The sequence below is a fragment of the Microcystis sp. M31BS1 genome, assembly GCF_020245285.1.
Lineage (GTDB): Bacteria > Cyanobacteriota > Cyanobacteriia > Cyanobacteriales > Microcystaceae > Microcystis > Microcystis panniformis.
The window spans coordinates 1-17,527 of the sequence record NZ_JADBVE010000113.1 but is presented as its reverse complement, the minus strand read 5'-3'; the positions used below and the strand labels follow the sequence as shown (position 1 = coordinate 17,527).

Annotated in this window: 19 protein-coding genes; 13 read left to right on the top strand and 6 right to left on the bottom strand. The window is 43.1% G+C overall.

What is annotated here, in order from left to right; translation table 11 throughout:
* Nucleotides 1-192: 192 nt before the first annotated feature.
* Genes IM509_RS06405 through IM509_RS06395 form a run of 3 tightly spaced genes read left to right on the top strand, consistent with a single transcriptional unit; the run spans nucleotide 193 to nucleotide 3,141 of the window.
* Nucleotides 193-1,140 carry a hypothetical protein gene (locus tag IM509_RS06405; protein WP_128575177.1) on the top strand — a complete coding sequence of 316 codons (948 nt, stop codon included), beginning with the start codon at nucleotides 193-195 and terminating at the stop codon, nucleotides 1,138-1,140.
* A 21-nt stretch (nucleotides 1,141-1,161) separates the two neighbouring features.
* Complete coding sequence (locus IM509_RS06400) at nucleotides 1,162-2,253, top strand: hypothetical protein (RefSeq protein WP_052276303.1); 1,092 nt, start codon at nucleotides 1,162-1,164, stop codon at nucleotides 2,251-2,253.
* 24 nt (nucleotides 2,254-2,277) lie between these two features.
* Nucleotides 2,278-3,141, top strand: a complete 864-nt coding sequence (locus tag IM509_RS06395; protein WP_052276304.1) for a hypothetical protein — start codon at nucleotides 2,278-2,280, stop codon at nucleotides 3,139-3,141.
* A gap of 18 nt (nucleotides 3,142-3,159) precedes the next feature.
* Here IM509_RS06395 and IM509_RS06390 read toward each other — a convergent pair whose 3' ends face one another.
* Nucleotides 3,160-3,792, bottom strand: coding sequence for a Uma2 family endonuclease (locus tag IM509_RS06390; protein ID WP_052278420.1), 633 nt, complete (start codon nucleotides 3,790-3,792; stop codon nucleotides 3,160-3,162).
* Nucleotides 3,793-3,844: 52 nt separating this feature from the next.
* Here IM509_RS06390 and IM509_RS06385 point away from each other — a divergent pair, with 52 nt between their 5' ends.
* Together IM509_RS06385 and IM509_RS06380 are read left to right on the top strand one after the other, a co-directional pair.
* On the top strand, nucleotides 3,845-4,843 hold the full coding sequence (locus tag IM509_RS06385; RefSeq protein WP_052276305.1) for a DUF4438 domain-containing protein: 999 nt from the start codon (nucleotides 3,845-3,847) through the stop codon (nucleotides 4,841-4,843).
* 669 nt (nucleotides 4,844-5,512) lie between these two features.
* Nucleotides 5,513-5,989, top strand: a complete 477-nt coding sequence (locus IM509_RS06380) for a response regulator transcription factor (protein WP_249264925.1) — start codon at nucleotides 5,513-5,515, stop codon at nucleotides 5,987-5,989.
* 193 nt (nucleotides 5,990-6,182) lie between these two features.
* Here the strand turns inward: IM509_RS06380 and clpB are convergent, their stop codons facing one another.
* The gene (gene clpB / locus IM509_RS06375) at nucleotides 6,183-8,801 is read right to left on the bottom strand and encodes an ATP-dependent chaperone ClpB (protein WP_185237117.1); all 2,619 of its coding nucleotides are present in this window, start codon (nucleotides 8,799-8,801) and stop codon (nucleotides 6,183-6,185) included.
* A 428-nt stretch (nucleotides 8,802-9,229) separates the two neighbouring features.
* On the bottom strand, nucleotides 9,230-11,131 hold the full coding sequence (locus IM509_RS06370) for a thiamine pyrophosphate-binding protein (RefSeq protein ID WP_052276308.1): 1,902 nt from the start codon (nucleotides 11,129-11,131) through the stop codon (nucleotides 9,230-9,232).
* Between the two features lie 369 nt (nucleotides 11,132-11,500).
* On the opposite strand from IM509_RS06370, the gene IM509_RS06365 reads away from it, so the two are divergent.
* The 3 genes from IM509_RS06365 to IM509_RS06355 all read left to right on the top strand — a co-directional run bounded on the left by IM509_RS06365 (nucleotide 11,501) and on the right by IM509_RS06355 (nucleotide 13,432).
* Nucleotides 11,501-11,764 (top strand): HypC/HybG/HupF family hydrogenase formation chaperone, encoded by a 264-nt coding sequence (locus IM509_RS06365; protein WP_002785547.1) that lies wholly within the window; start codon nucleotides 11,501-11,503, stop codon nucleotides 11,762-11,764.
* A gap of 116 nt (nucleotides 11,765-11,880) precedes the next feature.
* A complete protein-coding gene (gene hypD, locus IM509_RS06360) occupies nucleotides 11,881-12,993 on the top strand; it encodes a hydrogenase formation protein HypD (protein WP_052276310.1) in 1,113 nt (370 codons plus the stop codon).
* 85 nt (nucleotides 12,994-13,078) lie between these two features.
* The gene (locus IM509_RS06355) at nucleotides 13,079-13,432 is read left to right on the top strand and encodes a hypothetical protein (protein WP_185237116.1); all 354 of its coding nucleotides are present in this window, start codon (nucleotides 13,079-13,081) and stop codon (nucleotides 13,430-13,432) included.
* Here IM509_RS06355 and IM509_RS06350 read toward each other — a convergent pair.
* A complete protein-coding gene (locus IM509_RS06350) occupies nucleotides 13,429-13,926 on the bottom strand; it encodes an HNH endonuclease (protein WP_002759301.1) in 498 nt (165 codons plus the stop codon). The two genes, IM509_RS06355 and IM509_RS06350, sit on opposite strands and share 4 nt — an antisense overlap.
* Nucleotides 13,927-14,310: 384 nt before the next feature.
* Here IM509_RS06350 and tumA point away from each other — a divergent pair, with 384 nt between their 5' ends.
* The 3 genes from tumA (at nucleotide 14,311) to IM509_RS06335 (ending at nucleotide 15,237) form a co-directional block, all read left to right on the top strand.
* A complete protein-coding gene (tumA, locus tag IM509_RS06345) occupies nucleotides 14,311-14,541 on the top strand; it encodes an antitoxin TumA (protein ID WP_002785543.1) in 231 nt (76 codons plus the stop codon).
* A 203-nt stretch (nucleotides 14,542-14,744) separates the two neighbouring features.
* Nucleotides 14,745-15,026: a hypothetical protein gene (locus IM509_RS06340; RefSeq protein ID WP_052276312.1), complete on the top strand. Its 282-nt coding sequence runs from the start codon at nucleotides 14,745-14,747 to the stop codon at nucleotides 15,024-15,026.
* Nucleotides 15,013-15,237 (top strand): DUF2283 domain-containing protein, encoded by a 225-nt coding sequence (locus IM509_RS06335; RefSeq protein WP_002766959.1) that lies wholly within the window; start codon nucleotides 15,013-15,015, stop codon nucleotides 15,235-15,237. The genes IM509_RS06340 and IM509_RS06335 overlap by 14 nt, the downstream gene beginning before the upstream one ends.
* Before the next feature lie 181 nt (nucleotides 15,238-15,418).
* Here IM509_RS06335 and IM509_RS06330 read toward each other — a convergent pair whose 3' ends face one another.
* Together IM509_RS06330 and IM509_RS06325 are read right to left on the bottom strand one after the other, a co-directional pair.
* Nucleotides 15,419-15,643, bottom strand: coding sequence for a hypothetical protein (locus tag IM509_RS06330; RefSeq protein WP_002785537.1), 225 nt, complete (start codon nucleotides 15,641-15,643; stop codon nucleotides 15,419-15,421).
* The gene (locus IM509_RS06325) at nucleotides 15,621-15,908 is read right to left on the bottom strand and encodes a BrnT family toxin (RefSeq protein WP_002785531.1); all 288 of its coding nucleotides are present in this window, start codon (nucleotides 15,906-15,908) and stop codon (nucleotides 15,621-15,623) included. The genes IM509_RS06330 and IM509_RS06325 overlap by 23 nt, the downstream gene beginning before the upstream one ends.
* 484 nt (nucleotides 15,909-16,392) lie before the next feature.
* Between IM509_RS06325 and IM509_RS06320 the strand changes: the two genes are divergently transcribed.
* Nucleotides 16,393-16,587, top strand: a complete 195-nt coding sequence (locus IM509_RS06320) for an NAD(P)H dehydrogenase subunit NdhS (protein WP_002759298.1) — start codon at nucleotides 16,393-16,395, stop codon at nucleotides 16,585-16,587.
* Nucleotides 16,588-16,589: 2 nt separating this feature from the next.
* Entirely contained in the window at nucleotides 16,590-17,264 is a 675-nt protein-coding gene (locus tag IM509_RS06315; protein WP_002759297.1) for an HAS-barrel domain-containing protein, read from the top strand.
* Nucleotides 17,265-17,527: the final 263 nt, after the last annotated feature.

Here is a 17,527-nt window from a genome sequence, read left to right as displayed (position 1 = left end):
GGGGGTTATAAGGGATGGAACCCTTATAGAGAAAGGCATTTAGCGATTTTTGTCAATTGTTTTTTATCTAGAGCGAACTAATCAATTAAGTCTCTTGCCAGATAAGGATTTAGTCGATTTATGCCCCCCTATCGAACCATACCAAGTAACGAAGAACCCATAAACTTAGAGTTTTTAAGCAGGAGAGTACGGATGATGACACCTAGTACGAAAAGAGAAACTATACCAGAACCTAACACAGTAATTCACAAGAGGATTCAAGGCATTACTGAGGCAATTCTGAGCCTTGCTGATGCAAAACTAGCACTAAGTGTTGGCGAGGAAGCAGGAAACAACACAAATTCCGCAAATATGACAACAGCTGGATTAGCAGATATCGCCAATGCTATTAACAATTTGCAGCTATCTGTGAAAGTACCTGCTCCAAACATTTCCATCAATATCTCTGTCTACATACTCCTCATTAACCTCAATATCTTTATCTGGTGGTGGCTGTGTCGCAATAAACGAGACAGGATGGGTTGTTTGATGAACAATATGCGGCAATCGAAATTATGGGATCAAGCAATGAAGGGATACAGTGGAAAAAATGAACTTGAAAAGCGATTTACATCTATCTTTGAAACGCCTGTAGAGTCTATCGGTTTAAGAGCAGAATCTTTAGGTGAACCAACTCTACAAGAGGAAGAGGAAGGAGAACAAAAATGGATGGATTGTGCTTTAAAGATCGAGGATTTGTGTATGGAACTGTTGGGTTCTTTTGAGGTTAAATCCCCTGAAGCCGGACAACAAGCCGCTCCCCCAGCACCACCACCGCTAGAATTATTTCCTACTTCTTTAGAGGAGCAACTGACAGAGGAAAACCTAGCGCCAGCCCTGCCCTTACTTCACGAACTCAGTCAAGTTGAAGCCAGCTTGACACAAGAAGATCTGGACGTTGCCAATTTAGATCGTCTAGAAAGACAACTGGAAGTCCTGCAAAACAAATTAGCCGAGCATCCAGATTTGTTCAATGAAGATCTGGCCAGGAGTGCCTCAGAACCCTTGGGGAACAGTAAGCTCGCCCTGCGCTACCAGCGCCTGATCCAACTCCAGCAATTACGTCAATTAATCCTTCAATATTTTGCCTCAAATAGTTAAATCGCCGCAAGGAATCCAACCATGACCTACAACACCACAGAAACCATTCAACGCTTGTGGGCGACCTTTTTGAGAGATCAATTAGGAGCGATGCCACCGGAAGAGCGCCAACAGTACGAACAGCAACTCGAAGACCGTTTCGGTGAACTACTCAAGGGGGCGGCCGACGGTTCCAGTAGTCCCGATAGTTTCCTCGATTTAATGGGATTTGGACCCAAAGGACCGATTCCCTTCGAGAACGTTTCCTATCCCTATATCCAGCCAGATTTCGATGATTCCGTCGTTCCTAGTCAACTCCACGCCGCCGCCGAACTGTACTATATCTACCAACACGAACGGATGAAAGTTTTTCAAGTCATCCAAGTGCTGCAGCGTCTGTTTAGAGAGGGACGGATGCGGATTCAACGGGGACCGGGGGCGCGAGGTCTATATTTACTTGACAAATGGAAACCTTTGCGCTATACGATCCGCGATCGGATGATGGCCTATCGTCGCGCCTTTAACTACGGTAATGCCCAACCAGCTTCGGGGGCGATCATTAACCGCAATTTTCACCGGCAATTAGTCGGGTTTATGGTGGCCGTTGCCCAATATTTCCGGGATTTATTGATCGGGGAAGTAATTCGCGGTGGCACTCTCATTGAACAGCGACCCTTTGGCAGTATCGGCACGGTTCAACGCATCGGCTTGGATCTGCGCTATGCTCTCGATCGCTCCACCTACGGTAACATTTTGGCCCTGACGATGGAAACGGGACATTATCTCAATACGGTTCTCAACCTTTTGGATGCAGCCGATATCAAAAAAGCCTTCGATGCTAATACCAAATGGGATGTGATCGAAATCGTCTCCAATCGCTATCTGGGGGGTATTGCCGAACCTTCCCAACGGGCAAAAATGGCGGAAAGCGGTCGTCGGATTCTGCAATTTGTCGCCGATAACGACTTTAAAACTGCCCTTGACCCGATTTTATTCCAATCGGAACTCAGACCCATGGGTCCCCATTCGGAAGCTTGGTTAGCTGCCTATCGCATGACTCCCGAAGGCCGGGCTTTTCAGGGGGTAACTCCGGCGCTACGCAGTGTTATCGGTTCGGGGTCTGCTGGGGTGTAACGCTATTATTTTAGAGGTGTCCCGATGAGTGCCGCTCTTTTGCCCGATTTCTCCATTAACCTCAATCAACGCCGTTGGTCTTGTGTCCTCGATCCCAACCTGGCCTTATCGGATTATGGTCTGCTCCTGGTCAAACAATTAGGACGATTTCTCGAATTATGGATAGCGCGAGAATTTTGGCATCTAATTGATAATAGCGATGTTTTCGATCGCTGGCGGCCTTGGCTAGAAGCGTCCCCAGAGAAGGGCAATTGCCCATCCCTTCTTACTCCGGAACTTTCTTCTCAAACCCGTCGCACTTTGCGGGAATGGGAAAGACTGCGACTAGAGACGGATTTAGGTAATCATCATCTATTTTGGATCGGCGATGGGCTTGGTGAATCCCTTTTGCCCAAAGAAACCGACAGCAGTTTAGTCAGTCGTTGGGAATGGTTAGCCCGCAGTTTAGATAGACAAATTCACACCGATCTGCTCGGCTATGCTTTCCGAGATGCGATCGCTTTGAGTGCCGCCTTGGGGTCGGCCTTTATCCTAACCCATCGCTCCCCGGAAGATCGGGCCCGCAACTTACCCCCAGTAATCTGTTCTACCTTGGAGAGTTGGGGCATCAACTGTCAGGAAATTGACCAACAAGATGCGATCGCTGCTTTGGAACGGGAACAATTACGCCAGTTATTCATCCAGTCTGGAGTCTCCAAATTGCTCTGGATGGGATTCCACCCAGTGGTTCTGCATTTAGTAGTTCCGGAAGCAATCAGGATCGATCCTCCTCCCAGTTGGTCCGAAGATATTTCTGCGAGCGAATTGGAATTAGAAGACTGGTCAGAAACTAGGGGAGAAAAAATTGATTTTTGGCAGGGTGCAAGGGGATTTTGGTATGAGATTTAACGTTGAAAAACCTTCCTTTTATTTTTCCAACTGACTTCTTACCCAATTCCGAAATGCTTTTACTAACTCTAGGTAATCTGTCTGGCCAGCTTGTTGTAAAAATATAGCAATTTCTAAGATGGGTAAATTAGGAAAAAATTGACTTGTTGGGGAGGTAATATAAGTGCCATTTTGTAATTGTTGGATGACCAGAGATTCCCCATTATAAACCCAAACCTCTGCCACGCCTAGATCTGCATAAACCTGAAGGCGATTTTGAGAACTGCTGGTGACATCAATTTCTATGACTAAATCTGGTGCAGGGTCTTCATTTAAGTCCAGTCGCTTTTTCCCCCGAACCGCCTCAATATTATCAATGTAAAAACATTCATCCGGTTCTGCACCACTCAATTTAGGGCGTTTAAAGGTGGTAGAACCAAGGGGATAAATCGGGACTGCTGATTCTTCCGCTAGGGTTTCGACAAAGCGACCGATGAGGGTTTTACTAAATTCGTGTTCTGGGGAAGGAGCCATGATTTCTAAATTGCCACGATTGTAGGTCAGCCGCAGACGGCGATCGCTCATTTCTTCTAGCAGCGTTTCGTAGGTTTCCCAGCTAATCCCGGACAGGTGAATTATTTCAGCCGGTGGTGCGAGCAGTGTTGCAGTCATAGATTCAAGCAAAAATCCCATGCTTCCATTTTAGAATACTGATAACTGATATATGAATAATTCACGACCAGATAGTGCCAATTCCCTCCGTATTAACCAACCAGACTTAGTAATGGTGGCCGTTGCCGGTCAAATTGCCCATCCGGTCGGTCAGGCTAATCCCTATCGCATCGGTCATGATGGCATACCCCGAATCCTTCCGGCCACCGGGGGAATTGTCCTCAATCAACGGGTTGGCGATCGCTGTGTGGGTTTAATGGGGGATCATATTGAGCCGGGGGTGGCTCTCCATAATAATAGTCGGGAAATTATCGGCAGTCGTCGCGGCCCCAATCTCGCCCTGATTACCTATGCTTGTCTGGGCAATCGCGCTAGGGTGATTACCGGTCCTGCCACGGGTCAATCGGGTCTGGTGACGGGAAAACATGGGGGAGTAGACCACGTTTTGGTAGATTTTCCCCCTGCGGTTTTGCGTCGCTTACGGATCGGCGATCGAGTGCAAATCTATAGTTATGGTTTGGGGTTAAAATTATTAGACTATCCCGATCTGCGTTTATTTAACTGTTCCCCCGATTTCCTGCGGCGTTGGGGTTTAATTCCGGGTGATCGCGGTTTACAGGTCCCCGTGACTCATTTTGTCCCTGCTGCCGCTATGGGTTCGGGATTAGGCAAAAATACGGTCTGGCGCGGTGATTACGATATCCAGCTATTTGATCCGCAACTTCGCCGTCGCTATCGTCTCGATACTCTTCGATTCGGCGATTTGGTTGCCATTGGCTCGGCGGATACCCGTCACGGTCCTAGTTACCGTCAAGGTCGGATTACTTTCGGGATTATCGTCCATGGCGATAGTACGGTCAGTGGTCATGGTCCCGGGGTTATGCCTTTACTAACAGGTTCCTGCCAACGTTTACAACCTCTCTATGATGGCGGGGCTAATTTTGCCGCTCTGTTTAATTTGCGATCGCTACCCCCCGCTCAAGTCTATTCTCCTCTGGTCAATCCTTCCGGAATTACTCCTCGGTCTAGGGAAGTTTCTGTTAGTCACTAGACCTCTTGTAAAAATCAAAAATTGTTGTTAGGGTTAGGAGTCAGGAGTCAGTAGTCAGTAGTCAGGAGAATTAAGAATGAATAATAATCAATTAAACGGTCTATTTCCAGATTTTATGTAATTTAATCCTTGTTTTTGCCGTTTTTGAATCCTCAAAAATTAATTATGCAAGAGGTTTACTCTTAGTTTTTTATGGTTGAGCTAGAAACTCAATTATTGTTAAGTTTTTCTAATTTATTGGCAAGTTTTTCTGGAAAATTTTACAATGATCGAGCTTCGTCTTGATTAAAACCTCGATGGTTCTTCGTTACTTGGTATGGTTCGATAGGGGTGCATAAATCGACTAAATCATTATCTGGCAAGAGACTTAATTGATTAGTTCGCTCTAGATAAAAAACAATTGATAAAAATCGCTAAATGCCTTTCTATATAAGGTTTCCATCCCTTATAAAACCCGTCCATTGCATAACAAAAACCGAAGAGCCACCCCGATTTTTACCCTAATCTATATTCCCAAATTAAATGTTAAGATTAGCCCAATTATGGGCAGAAATATATTACTGTAATCTTGACAAGACCGTCTTGCACCTACTTTTATTGATTGTTTCCTATTTTCCAGATAGACGAAGCTTTTATTTAGTCAGAAAACAAGTTAGGAGAGAAAAGACAATGAATAACCAGCATCAGCAAAACCTTGGCTCTTTGTTCACCGATGTGTCCTATCAAGTAGTTTCAGAAATTTATAAGCACGATCATCACTACTGTATCATCTATCTAAAGGAAGATCAGAAAAAAAATTATTTAAAAGAATTAAAAAAATCTTTTGTTGAGGTGGATCAATTTGAAGTCAACGGTCAATGTTTTATTATTCTCGATGTATCCAGTCAAATTAAATCTTCCGCCCAAGAAATCGCCCAACTTCTCTCGGAAAGAGAACTACAAATCGCCACCCTAGTGGCCCTGGGACAAGCTAACAAACAGATAGCCCATCGCTTACATATTAGTGAATGGACTGTTGCTACCTATTTACGGCGAATTTTTGCCAAATTAGGGGTAGATAGTCGTGCCGCTATGGTCTATCGTTGTGCCTCTCTCATTCAACTGTTGCAATCAGATTTCGATGTTCAGGAATTAGCAACTATTTGATTAGCTAGTTTATAGGAGAGTGGGAAGCTTTTTTTCAGTGATCAGTGAACTGATAACTGATACAGCCTTTCCGATCAAGATGAAGTATAACCGAATGTGGTATTGACGACCGCCGACCGACTCCTGACTGCACGAAAAACTTTTTCGGTAAACCCGAAATAATCAAAGGGTGAGCATTGCCCACCCTTGCTAATTAAGCAGTTACTACCGGGGAAGCTAACCGTTTAAAGGTCAATCTTTCATCGGCCACATCGACAAAAATCGTGTCTCCCCCTTTGAACTCGCCGCGCAGAATTGCCTTAGCGATCGGAGTTTCCACATATCTTTGTACTGCCCGTTTTAAGGGTCGCGCACCGTACACTGGATCGTGACCAATTTCTGCTAGATAATCGAGAGCAATATCGGCAAGTTTCAGGGCTAATTTTTGTTCCATCAAGCGGTCGCTGAGATTGGCTAACTGTAGTTTGACAATCGATCGCAGTTGCGCTTTTTGTAAACTATGGAAAATAATCGTTTCATCGATACGATTGAGGAATTCGGGACGGAAACTATTCCGCATTGCTTCCATCACCCGCGCCTGCATTTCCTCGTAACGAGACTCATCACCAGCCACGTCTAAAATGTATTGAGAACCGATATTACTGGTCATAATAATGATGGTATTTTTAAAATCAACCAGATGACCTTGAGAGTCGGTTAAGCGCCCATCGTCAAGGATTTGTAACATAACGTTAAAAACGTCGGGATGGGCTTTTTCAATCTCATCAAAGAGGATGACAGAGTAGGGACGACGCCGGATTGCCTCGGTTAGTTGTCCCCCTTCATCGTAGCCGACGTATCCCGGAGGCGCACCCATGAGACGGGAAACGCTGTGTTTTTCCATGTATTCCGACATATCGATGCGAACTAGAGCCTCTTCCGTGTCAAAGAGATTGCGCGCTAAAGCTTTCGCCAATTCTGTCTTACCAACCCCCGTCGGACCGAGGAAAATAAAGCTGGCCGTGGGACGGTTGGGATCCGATAAACCGGCGCGGGAACGTTGAATCGCTTCGGCCACGGCTGTGACTGCTTCCTCTTGACCGATGACACTTTCGTGTAATTCCTCTTCCAGATTGAGGAGTTTTTCTTTTTCCGATTCGATCAATTTATTGAGAGGAATTCCCGTCCATTTCGAGATAATTTCGGCGATATCCGATTCGAGAACTTCTTCCCTTAATAAACTTTTACCGGTGGTTTGTTTGTCGGCCAATTGAGTTTCTAGGGCGGACATTTGCCGCTGCAGATCGGTTAATTTTCCGAACTTTAATTCGGCGGCACGATTATAATCATAATCTCGTTCGGCCTGTTGAATTTCCAGATTAACTTGTTCGATCGCTTCTTTAACCCCACGAACTTTATCGATAATCTCTTTTTCCCCTTGCCATTGGGCATTTAATCCCGATTGTTCTTCCTTGAGGTTAGCTAGTTCTTTTTCTAACTTTTCTAACCGTTCTCGCGAAGCTGGATCGTATTCCCGTTGTAGGGAAAGTTTTTCCATTTCTAACTGGAGAATTTTGCGATCAATTTCATCGAGTTCTTCTGGTTTAGAAGTGATTTCCATCTTCAATTTGGCTGCCGCTTCATCAACTAAATCAATGGCCTTATCGGGCAAAAAGCGATCGCTAATATAACGATTAGAAAGCAGTGCCGCTGCTACTAAAGCATTATCGGCAATTTTTACCCCATGATGCACCTCATAACGTTCTTTAAGACCGCGAAGAATCGAAATAGTATCGACCACATTTGGTTCATCTACTAAAACCTCTTGGAAGCGTCTTTCTAATGCCGCATCTTTTTCGATATATTTGCGGTATTCATCGAGGGTAGTGGCCCCAATACAACGCAATTCACCCCGGGCTAACATTGGTTTTAATAAATTGCCCGCATCCATTGCCCCTTGAGTGGCTCCCGCACCGACAACGGTATGAATTTCATCAATAAACATGATGATATTGCCTTGGGAATCGGTGACTTCCTTGAGGACAGCTTTTAATCTTTCCTCAAATTCCCCGCGATATTTTGCTCCCGCAATTAAGCCACCTAAATCGAGAGAAATGAGAGTCCGATCTAACAGAGATTCTGGCACATCGCGGTTAATAATACGCTGGGCTAATCCTTCGACAATGGCTGTTTTTCCTACTCCCGGTTCCCCGATTAAAACTGGGTTATTTTTAGTTCTGCGAGAGAGAATCTGAATGGTGCGACGGATTTCGTCATCCCGTCCAATTACGGGGTCTAATTTACCTTCTCGTGCCAATTGGGTGAGATCTCGCCCGTATTTTTCTAGGGCTTCATATTTGCCTTCTGGATTCTGATCGGTCACTTTTTGACTACCTCTGACTTGTTGAATAATTTCTTTGAGTTTGCTTTCGGTAAGTCCGAATTCTTGAAAAATATTTTTACCGAAGCGATCATCTTTAGCGTAACCTAAAATCAAATGCTCGATCGAGATAAAGTCATCTCCAAATTCTCGACGATAATTTTCCGCTCGATCGAGTAAACTATCTAAACTACGACCTAAATAAATCGAGTCGCCGGGGTTAGAGATTTTCGGTTGACGACGGATAAAGTCATCGGTTCGATCCCGCAAACGGGCTAGACTAATATTAGCTTTACTAAAGACACTGCCCGCTAATCCCTCCTGTTCAAGAAGGGCTTTCATTAGATGTTCGCTTTCGATTTGTTGCTGGCTGTTCTGTTTGGCAATGTCCGGCGTTTTGACGATTGCCTCCCAAGCTTTTTCTGTAAATTGTTGTGGATTGGTTGGCTGCATTTTCTATAAGAGATTACTTTTATACCCTAGAGATTATTCTAGATTGACCGGTTTGTTGGCTTCTAGGGGCTTACCGTACCTAGTTCAGGGGGATTTCCCCTCAACTGTGCGATTTAAGCCGCTAAAGTTGATAAGCTGTCAGGGATTTAAACTGCGTCTGGGAAATTTTAGTACAAATGCTCGGATTCTCAACCAAGCTAAAATCTTAAGTAGCTGGTTATAATTAAATTAAAAATGAATTTTAGGTTCGATCCCCCCTGCCCCCCTTGATAAGGGGGGTGCTGATAGGCGGGGGGATCCCCCCTGCCCCCCTTGATAAGGGGGGTGTCTAATAATTTTTAACACCTACCTACTTAATTATTAAAGATGTTCACTGATAACTGATTACTGATAACTGATAACTGATTAATTCCCCCCTAAAATACTATCTAAGCGATTAAAGATTTAACTTTACTGATGATACCAACTGGGTCAATACCTTGGTGGGGGAACTGTTCCCATAAACCGCCACAACCTTCGTGGTGAGTACCGATATAGGCGTATTTAGGAGTTAAACCGCGTTCGAGTAACCAAGAACCATAACGGCTACCTAAACCCGTGCGACGGTTAAATGCTTCTACCACTAAAACAAAGGGAGAACTACCAACTTTAGCGATAATTTCTTCATCCACCCCATTGAGAGTCGGTTTATTAATTAAACCCACGTCGATCCCTTCTTGTTTTAGACGTTCCACTGCATCTAAAGCGCGGTATAAACCATCGCCAAAGCTGATGATATAACCGGCAGTGCCTTCCCGAATTACTTCATCTTTTCCGGGGACAAAGGTGTAACCATCGCCAAAGAAATTATTGCCTTTAGTATCAAGAATATTGGGAGTTTTAGAACGAGTCGAGAAGATAAAACGTAAACCGGGTTGATGGAAAGTTGCCTCGACACAAGCGGTCATTTGTGCCGCATCGGCCGGGAAATAAAGACGGGTTTCGTAACCGTCATCGAGTCCATTATCGGCAAAGAAATTATTCAAACCAAAGTGACAGGTATTATCCGCCATGTCATCGATACCGGAATGGGAAAAATGACATAAAAGATTAGAATAATTCAAGCGGGCCATGGTGATTTCAGAAATACACATTTCTAGAAAAGCGGCAAAAGTAGCGAAAATTCCCTGTTTACCTTTCTCCATACCAAAACCAGCGGCCGCCGAAAGATTGCCCCGTTCCATAATACCGGAAGGAATAAACACTTCGGGATGTTTATCGTGGATAATTTTTAGACCGCAGGAACCCTCTAAATCGCTATCTACTACTAATACCTTAGCCTTGCGTTCTTCCTCGCTCATTTTGCCTAAAAGACTGACTACAGCTTCGCCGAAAACGTTGCGGTTAGAACCCCATTTATCCCCAGAACCGAGGAATTTATAGTCATTAGAAGGCTTCTTAATACTGTTGAGATATTCCACGGCGGTGCTGTGTCCTTTTGCCTCTAAATATTTTAAAGCCAAGGGGACAGAAATCACATCATGACCGTGGTTAGAACCTTCTAAACCTTCAATTCCGGGACACATGGGACGTTTATTAATAATCGCAATCGGGCCCGGAGTATTAATTGCTTCACAGATATTGCGATACAAACTATCGATATCTTCCCCATCTCCCACTAACACTTTTAGACCATGGCCAACGAGAGTTTTGGCCACATCATAACCGGGTAAATATTTGGAGGGATTACCGGCAATCGTCACATCATTATCATCAATAATTAGCTTAACATTGATGTGTTGAGCTACGGCTAAACGGGCAGCTTCCGCGTCATTGCCTTCCTGTTGAGAACCATCGGAACCTAAACAAAAAACGGTTTTTCCGGGGTTAGCTAAAGCGACACCGTTAACGTAGGGCCACATATGTCCTAAACGGCCAGAACTAAATTTGACACCGGGGGTTAATCCTAATTCCGGGTGTCCGGGGAGTTTAGAATTGGCCTCGCGGTAGTGCATTAATTGTTCTGGGGGTAAAGAACCTTCTAACGCAGACATGAGATATTGAGTACCGACGCGGTGTCCCGCTTCATCGAAGAAAATTGGTACAAATTGACTAGGTTGACTGCGGAAAAGAGCATCGAGAATCACCACTTCCGGGACGGTATCGTAGGGGCCGCCGGTGTGTCCACCCACACCCCGGGCTGCACCCGTGGCAGTAAAAAAGATGATAGCATCGCGACAGAGTTGGATATTGGCTTTTAGGGCGCTTCTTTGGTCGTCGGTGAGGGTGGGGTTACTGGGGTCGAGACTGATGGGTTTATAGGCGCTCAAATCGATGGGAAAGGTTGTCATCGTAGATTTTCCTTAATGTAGAGAAATAACTATAGTCAGGGAAATCATAGCCTAGAATGTCACCCGATCGATTGATTGAATAATTTCTTATCATTGATGTAGTCCCTAATACAAAAGTTTTACCCCTGCTGGGATAGCGTCCACGGTGCGGGACGGGGGAAATCTTAAAAAAGATACGGGAAAAAAAGCTGTTCTTGAGGGCAATAGTCCAGAATGGCAGCTAAGACCAAGTAAAAAGGATAACCTTTGACTGTATAGCGTTTCTCACAGGGATGAAGTATGACCTGATTCTCGGTTGATATTACTGCAACCTCTAGCCCAAAAATCAGCGCATAATTAGCAAAAACTAGATTTTTTAAGGTAAAAACTATGTGTTTAGGCATACCGGGACAAATTACAGCAATTATTGATGAAAACCATCATCTCGCTCTCGTCGATGTGGGGGGTGTAAAAAGAGAAGTAAATATTACTTGTATTGTTGATGAAGACCATCCTGCTAATACTTGTGTAGGGGATTGGGTATTAGTTCATGTGGGTTTTGCCATGAATCGAATCGATGAAGATGAGGCGCAAGAAACCTTAAGTTTATTAACACAATTAGCAGAATTAGAGGCAGAATTTAATCATAATTAATGTTCTTAAAGTAGTCACCCATAAATTAATGCTGTTGTCTATCTCTAAGAAATGTAAATTACGGCAATTATTACTGACGACCGACAGCTAAAAATGATAATTAAAGGAGATAAACTATGAAATACGTTGATGAATTTCGTGATCCAGTTAAAGCGTCGGGATTAATTCAACAAATTGAACAATTATCGATAAGAATCTCTGAAAAGCGGGAAAAAGTTACTAAAATTATGGAGGTTTGTGGAGGTCATACCCACTCAATTTTTAGATACGGTATCGAGGCAATACTTCCGGAAACTATCGAATTAATTCATGGTCCTGGATGTCCCGTTTGTGTGATGCCGCGAGGTCGTTTAGATGATGCCATTTTTCTCGCACAACAACCGAACGTAATTCTGACAACTTTTGGCGATACTATGCGTGTCCCTGGTTCCCATTTTAGTCTGCTGCAAGCGCGAGCAAAAGGTGATGATATTCGCATGGTTTATTCTCCTCGCGATGCCTTAAAAATTGCCAGAGAAAATCTCGATAAAGAAGTAATATTTTTAGCATTAGGTTTTGAAACAACCGTTCCTAGTACCGCTTTAACTATTTTAGAAGCGCAAAGAGATGGCATCACTAATTTTAGTTTATTTTCTAATCATGTGGTGATTATTCCCGCTCTGAAAGCTTTGTTAGATAACCCAGATTTACAGTTAGACGGTTTTGTTGGTCCCGGTCATGTCAGCATGGTAATTGGCACAGAACCCTATCAAGTTATTGCCCAAGAATATCATAAACCTGTGGTAGTTTCTGGGTTTGAACCCTTGGATATTCTCCAATCAATTTGGATGGTATTAAAACAATTAGATGAGCAGAGATGTGAGATCGAAAATCAGTATGATCGAGTGGTACAAAATCAAGGAAATAGAGTCGCTTTATCGGCAATCAAGCAAGTTTTTGAACTGCGGGATCAGTTTGAATGGCGAGGTTTAGGAGAAATTGCTCAAGGAGGGTTAAAACTGCGAGATGAGTACAGTAATTTTGACGCGGAGAAGAAATTTACTTTACCCAATCAGCGCGTTAAAGATCACAAAGCTTGTCAGTGTGGCGAAATTCTTAAAGGTGTTTTAAAACCCTGGGAATGTAAAGTATTTGGTACTGCTTGTACTCCCGAACATCCCATCGGTACTTGTATGGTTTCTAGTGAAGGTGCTTGTGCCGCTTATTATAAGTATGGCAGACATCGGTAAATTTTTTTACTGATTAGTTTCCTTTCCCGCGAGGAAACGCTAGAATTTTCAGAGAAAAAATTAACAATCTCTCGATGATAAAAAAATGAAGATCAAAAATAATCTGGGTTTATTTGGCTTAACCACCTCTCTACTGCTAATTATCGCTTCGGAAATCGTTCTTGCTTCCCAAGAACAAACCCTAGAACTGCAACCAAGTCAACCCCCCAGCGCCGATTTTTTCAAACCCGTCACCAATCTAATTAAAGATTTAAACCATCAGGGAGTAACTATCACCGATCCCAATGATCCCATGGCGGTGCGCTACCGAGTCAATTCCCCCTGTCGCGGTTGTTCAGTTTATCTAGGCACGGGAGTTGCCAATCCTCGCACCCAGACTAATAATAATGGCATGGGAATCAATTTTGGTCTTGGTTTCACCATGCCTTTTTCACCCTAAATACCGATGACATATTTACGCCATTCGTGATTGTGATTCCCCCTGGTGTGCTTTAATAGCTCAAAGTGGAGACTGCTGTAGGGACGACGAGGTTGGGCGTGCAGGGACATATTGGCCTCTTTTGGTGTACGATTGCCCTTATGCACATTACAACGCACACAAGCCGCCACTAAATTTTCCCAGGTATCACCCCCCCCGCGAGAACGGGGAATCACATGATCGATGGTTAATTGTTCACCTCGGTAGAGACAGTATTGACAGGTGTGATGATCTCGTTCGAGAATATTACGACGGGTTAAAGGAATTTCCTTGTAGGGAACACGGACGTATTGCCTAAGACGGATAACAGAAGGCAAGGGTAAGTCACGACAAACCACTTTTCCGTTATGTTCTAGGGATTCAGCTTTTCCTTTCAACAATAAAACGATCGCGCGCCGCCAACTGGTAATATTTAGCGGTTCGTAGGAGGCATTCAACACGAGAACCTTGCTCATAGGTGTCTGGAGATCGCTTGAATTTACCCCGAATGGTAACACAGATAACTGGGATTGGAACCTATTACACTAAATCCGTTGAGTATAGATCTGGTAGGGTGCGTGTTTGCGGCGATAATTTCTGATGAAAAACTAAAATTAATAATCCGCGCCCCACGCACCAACCTTATCATCAAATTGGTGCGTTACGCTTTGGCTAATCCACCCTACTGGACTGTTTCAGCTAATTTGGTGTATTAGAAAAATGCTATAAATTCTATAATCTAAGACTTTAAGCCGAAATCTATTGCCCTATTTTAGCTGAAACAGTCCACTACGATTGATGTTTTTGTTTGAGCGCGATCGTTTATAATCAAAATATCATTATTTTGGAGTCAAAGAAAAATGCGTAAACAGACCATTCAATATACATCTTCTTTAGATGCTTTGATTGCCGTTGCCAAGCGGCTTAGCGTCTATGAAAACCAACATAAAATGGATTCCGAAGATTTTTATAACGAATACAATCAGGGAATATTGTCAGATGATATAATCTTTATAGAATGGGCAAACGATTATCGTCATTACCTTGCTTTGCGTCAAGAATTAGAACAAATATTAAATCATGCTGCTTAAACTTTTATCTGATTACCTCAATCAAGTGCGATCGCCGATCTGGTAGGGTGCGTTCCCTGAAACCTTTGCGACTGCGACATGATTTGATATTCGGGAACGCACCACCCTTAAGGTTATGGTTTCGGTTGGTTACGGTGTTGGGGGTTTGGGAAGGAGAATTTAGATTAAAATAGATAACAGATAATTAGCAAAGTCTGCTCATAATGCCGAATATTATCTGGTCGGATTACTTACAATATCGAGCCAAACTGAGAGGATTTGAACTTGCCAAAATAGAAGAGATTCTCAAATACTCTGGAGAAAGGTACTACGATACTGAAACGGGTCGTCTTATTGCCTTAGGCAAGCATGATAATAGTTTAGTAATTATTCCTTATGAATACGATGATAATTTTATAACTCCTGTCACCATTCATGCGACAACACGCCAACAAATTCGATTTCGCCTAACAACTGGGAGATATACTATCCATGAGCAAACCTAAAATGAGATACTTTGAACAAGAAGACATTCTTCATTTAACTATTTCTGATGAACCAGAAGCTAACAGTGTAGAAATTAATCCAAATATTACGGCTGAACTTAATGATTTAGGAGAATTAATTGGCCTAGAGATTACTAATGCTAGTTCTTTTATCCGAGATTCAATTTTAGAGTCAACCCAAGGAAAAATATTAAATTTGTCCCCCCAATGACTTATTGAGTGCGATGCCGAAGGCACTGCCTAGCAGTACGCCGATCTTGTAGGGTGCGTGTTTGCGGCGATAATCCCCGATAAAAAACTCAAATTAACAATCCGCACCCCACACATCAACTTCATCATTAAATTGGTGCGTTACGCTTTCGCGCTTCGCACCCTACAAGATTACTCTTAACTTATTTTTCAGGAATAGCGGATAGGATAGCTCTAAGTGCTTTGTTTACATCTTCAGAATTTTTGAAAACTTTAGCGACATCTGATTCTAAAGTGACAGTTATTTTTGTCTCATTTACCTGAGAAGTAAAACGATTAGGATGAGCCTTAGTATAATTAAAATTATATTCAGGAAGTAGGTCATCTTGTAAATTTTGGTTAGTTTTAGAGTCCTGTGTATTTTTCATAGTCTTGGCGTTCCTTTTTGGTTGTTAAACGTGCGCTGATAATACGAATCATTTGATTTCTTTCAGTAAAACAAACTACTAAAAGGCGATTCTTGTCATCGTGTCCGATAATAATTTCTCGTTTTTCACCGACCGAATGCCACTCATCATCAAAAATGTAGGCTAGAGGATCTCGAAAAACAGCCTTGGCTTCTTCAAAATTGATGCCATGCTTTTTGAGATTAAGTTTTGCCTTAAGGTTATCCCACTCAAATTGTAAGTTCATAAACTCAATTATAGTTCAATCTACCCCTAAACGGTACACTTTTAAATTTTGTCGTTGTCATACTACCAAAGTATCAGAGTTAGAATATAGGGTGTGTTAGGCGGCGATTATCTTTGATAAAAAACCTAAATTAACAATCCGCGCCCCACGCACCAACTTCATTATTAAATTGGTGCGTTACGCTATCGAAAAGCGCATCCTAGGAGTTATTGCGATTGCCTGTAGCTGGGGTTGAGAGTTAAATAGAGCAAATTATAAATTATTAAAGCAAAATCGATGAGAACCATTCCCTTAACTTTAGAACAGCTTATTTAAGCAGTACAACAATTGTCGCCTGATCAACGAATTGCGATCGCATGATCGGGTAGAGAACAGGGACGTATTGCCTAAGACGGATAACAGAAGGTAGGGGTAAGTCACGACTCCCTGATCACTAATTTTTGATAAGCTAAGAGACAGTAATTATAATTTCGTCGTCAATCCTATGATTTTGCCAGGTAGTACCGTTCGAGTCACCAATCCCGATGATACCTATTATAAATTTGAAGGTTTAGCCCAGCGTTTAAGCGATGGGAAAGTGGCCGTTCTTTTTGAGGGGGGCAACTGGGATAAGTTAGTCACCTTTAATCTCTCGGAATTGGAAGAAGTAATTATTGCCCCCGCTAAAGGCAAAAAATAACCATGCGTCCACCCTTACCGCAATTGGCTACGGATAACCGCCATCCCGATCATATCGCCGAAGTTATCGAGACAACGACGACCGAGTTTTTAGCGCAATGTTTGGAACCAGAGGAGTTAAACTTTCCTTTTATGCCCGCTTTTGGTAGTTGGGTAAAAGCCTACGATGAAGAAACGGGTAATAAAATTTTTGGGATTGTCACCTTTGCCACCACTGCACCCATCGATTCGGTACATCGCGCTAGAGCTTTGGGGTTGTCTTTGGCTGAATTGCGGGAACAACAGCCGCAGATTTTCGCTATGTTAAAAACGGAATTTCGGGCAACTATTGTCGGTTTTGAAACCTTACCCGGACAATTTAATGGCAATGGTGCTGGGCGAGGTTATATCTATCAATATATTCCTCCCCGTCCCCCACAAATTCATCAGGCAGTTTATCAATGTGAGTCGTTGGAAGTAGTTTATTTTAGTGAACAATTAGACTTTTTACGAATTTTATTACAGGTAAAAAATACTCCCGTGGAAGCTTTGGCAGCTGCTTCTATCCGTCAGATGTATCAATTGCGTCAAGCTGATCGACAATGGTTAGTGAATGTGGGCAGACAGTTAAGTGTTTTACTTAAGGATGATTATGATCGCTTGCGTTATATTCTCAGTCAAATTCATATTAGTCCTTAGATGATGGCGTTGTCAGATCAGAAGAGGAAAGATGCAATGCTCCGGTGCTGATTCGGAGCATCTTTCCATTTGACAAAGCCGATTGTAGGGCTAATTCATGAATTAGCCCTACGCCGATTGTCGGGCTAATTCCACTGCTAAATCGAGCGACTCTTGTTCCCCACTTAAGCCCAACTATCGGCACTATTCGTTCATTAAACACTAATTGTCAAGATGCCATGTAATCTTTCCTATCAAAGTAATTTCAGTTCCGGTGCTGATTC